Origin of the sequence: Serratia sp. 201 (assembly GCF_037027545.1) — a bacterium.
In the GTDB taxonomy this organism is placed as follows: Bacteria; Pseudomonadota; Gammaproteobacteria; order Enterobacterales; family Enterobacteriaceae; genus Serratia; species Serratia bockelmannii.
The window spans coordinates 1-1,342 of sequence record NZ_JAXCHC010000011.1 but is presented as its reverse complement, the minus strand read 5'-3'; the positions used below and the strand labels follow the sequence as shown (position 1 = coordinate 1,342).

1 rRNA gene is annotated in these 1,342 nt (G+C 52.4%); it reads left to right on the top strand.

The features are described from left to right. Positions 1-1,322, top strand: a 23S ribosomal RNA gene (locus tag WA302_RS25140); the annotation flags it as partial. Positions 1,323-1,342 lie beyond the last annotated feature (20 nt).

The window sequence follows — 1,342 nt, the reverse complement described above, 5'->3', positions numbered from 1 at the left end:
CAGGTAACATTAAATCGTACCCCAAACCGACACAGGTGGTCAGGTAGAGAATACCAAGGCGCTTGAGAGAACTCGGGTGAAGGAACTAGGCAAAATGGTGCCGTAACTTCGGGAGAAGGCACGCTGGCATGTAGGTGAAGTCCCTCGCGGATGGAGCTGAAGCCAGTCGAAGATACCAGCTGGCTGCAACTGTTTAATAAAAACACAGCACTGTGCAAACACGAAAGTGGACGTATACGGTGTGACGCCTGCCCGGTGCTGGAAGGTTAATTGATGGGGTCAGCCGCAAGGCGAAGCTCTTGATCGAAGCCCCAGTAAACGGCGGCCGTAACTATAACGGTCCTAAGGTAGCGAAATTCCTTGTCGGGTAAGTTCCGACCTGCACGAATGGCGTAATGATGGCCAGGCTGTCTCCACCCGAGACTCAGTGAAATTGAACTCGCTGTGAAGATGCAGTGTACCCGCGGCAAGACGGAAAGACCCCGTGAACCTTTACTATAGCTTGACACTGAACATTGAGCCTTGATGTGTAGGATAGGTGGGAGGCTTTGAAGCGTGGACGCCAGTCTGCGTGGAGCCATCCTTGAAATACCACCCTTTAATGTTTGATGTTCTAACTCGGCCCCATAATCTGGGGTGAGGACAGTGTCTGGTGGGTAGTTTGACTGGGGCGGTCTCCTCCCAAAGAGTAACGGAGGAGCACGAAGGTTAGCTAATCACGGTCGGACATCGTGAGGTTAGTGCAAAGGCATAAGCTAGCTTGACTGCGAGAGTGACGGCTCGAGCAGGTACGAAAGTAGGTCTTAGTGATCCGGTGGTTCTGAATGGAAGGGCCATCGCTCAACGGATAAAAGGTACTCCGGGGATAACAGGCTGATACCGCCCAAGAGTTCATATCGACGGCGGTGTTTGGCACCTCGATGTCGGCTCATCACATCCTGGGGCTGAAGTAGGTCCCAAGGGTATGGCTGTTCGCCATTTAAAGTGGTACGCGAGCTGGGTTTAGAACGTCGTGAGACAGTTCGGTCCCTATCTGCCGTGGGCGTTGGAAGATTGAGAGGGGTTGCTCCTAGTACGAGAGGACCGGAGTGAACGCACCACTGGTGTTCGGGTTGTCATGCCAATGGCATTGCCCGGTAGCTAAGTGCGGAAAAGATAAGCGCTGAAAGCATCTAAGCGCGAAACTTGCCTCAAGATGAGTCTTCCCTGGGCCTTTAAGGCCCCTGAAGGAACGTTTAAGACTAAGACGTTGATAGGCTGGGTGTGTAAGTGCAGCGATGCATTGAGCTAACCAGTACTAATGATCCGTGAGGCTTAACCTTACAACACCGAAGGTGTTTTT